This is a genomic window from Enterococcus sp. AZ103 (assembly GCF_051714685.1).
Lineage (GTDB): Bacteria > Bacillota > Bacilli > Lactobacillales > Enterococcaceae > Enterococcus_A > Enterococcus_A alishanensis.
In genome coordinates this window covers 1-326 of sequence record NZ_JBIOSI010000009.1, presented here as the reverse complement: position 1 = coordinate 326, position 326 = coordinate 1, and the positions used below count along the sequence as shown (strand labels likewise).

Sequence of the window (326 nt, the reverse complement as noted above, 5' to 3'; positions counted from 1 at the left end):
GCTTTAAAGAAATATTTTCCAGTAGATACCACCATTCCAATGAATGATCCTGCAAAAAGCAACAAGAAAGTATTGTCTATTCAATTGTGGGAAAAGAAAAAACAAGACGGTTTTTATCAAGTGAAATATCTCATTGATTATCAAATCGACGAGGAAAAGGGACAAGAATTATTTTGTTACAACGTCAAGGAGAAGAAAGGAAAATATCTTGTTCAGTCTATCCCTTATAAACAGGTGCCAGCTGTTATGACCAACAATAAAATTGCGAAAGCCACTAATCTACCAGAATCCAATGAGGAACAGATCGACACGAAAGAAAAAACTGC

Annotated in this window: 1 pseudogene; it reads left to right on the top strand. The window is 35.0% G+C overall.

From position 1 onward, the window contains the following. A pseudogene (locus tag ID741_RS19940) lies at positions 1-326 on the top strand (hypothetical protein); the annotation flags it as partial.